Source organism: Rhizobium sp. 01T444 (assembly GCF_056398305.1).
The window spans coordinates 1-1,130 of the sequence record NZ_JBFTPD010000090.1; the positions used below are offsets into that span (position 1 = coordinate 1).

At 64.4% G+C, this 1,130-nt stretch carries 1 protein-coding gene; it reads right to left on the minus strand.

Translation table 11 applies throughout. The features are described 5' to 3' along the window. Positions 1-212: 212 nt before the first annotated feature. A partial coding sequence (gene tnpC / locus AC1DTN_RS37260) for an IS66 family transposase (RefSeq protein ID WP_477925105.1) occupies positions 213-1,130 on the minus strand: 918 nt, incomplete at its 5' end.

The window sequence follows — 1,130 nt, forward strand, 5'->3', positions numbered from 1 at the left end:
CGCCAATCCATGCCGCCAAGAGCGCCCGCAGGATTGCYACCAGCGTCGGTCGGTTGGCGGGTAGCGACCAGTCGATTCGCACGCCTAGCGAATCACAAGTGGCCTCGGCGGTCCTGCGGGCGGCATCCAGTCGGCCCAAAGACGCAGCATTGCCAAGGTCGTTCACGCTCAGTAAGCGTCCGGCGAACCCGTCTTGACGACGGGCACGGAGGTCAGTGCGTGGTGGACGCTGTCTGCCAGCGATGTGGCAGCAAGTCATCGATCCGGCTTGCCGGGTGGGTCGGCAGTCGCTCGAGGACRTCCTTGAGGTACGCATAGGGRTCRTGCCCGTTGATGCGTGCCGAGTGGACTAGGCTCATGACCGCCGCTGCGCGCTTGCCCGCTCGCAGGCTGCCGGCGAACAACCAGTTGCCCCTCCCCAGAGCGATAGGTCGGATCTGGTTCTCAACCCAATTGTTCGAGAGCGGCACGTCACCATCTTCGATGTACCGCGTCAATGCCGGCCAGCGCTTCAGGCTGTAGTCGATCGCTTTGATCGTGGCCGAACCTGGTGGAACCTGCTGCCTTTGCAGGAGAAGCCATTTGTAGAGCAACGCGGCCACCCGACCCGACTTGCGCTTGCGAATTCGTCGCCGCTCTTCGGGGGGACGGTCGCCGAGCTTCGCCTCGATCTTGAACAGCACCCGGAAGTACCGCAGCGCCTTCTCGCCGACCTGGCTGCCGTGGTTGGCCCACAGCTCGTGGAATTTACGGCGCGCGTGCGCCATGCAATTGGCGGCCGTCACGCCCTTCGCGATGGTCGCGTTGTAGCCTGAGTAGCCGTCGGTGACGAGCGTGCCCTTCCATGGCGTGTCGCCGTCCTGGCCGAGGAATCTGCGAACGTTCTCTCCGCTGCGCGTCTCGGCGAAGTTGAACACCACCGCCTTGGTTGAGTTGAAGCTGGTCGTGCAGAAGCTCCAGATGTAGGCCTTGTGGGTCTTCTTGTTGCCAGGCTTGAGCATGGCCACCGGTGTCTCGTCGGCGTGCAGTACGTCGTGGCGAAGCAGCTCGCCCTCCAGGGCGTCTACCAGCGGCTGCAGCTGCGCCCCGCATTCGCCCACCCACTGCGCCAAGGTCGAGCGCGCGATGGC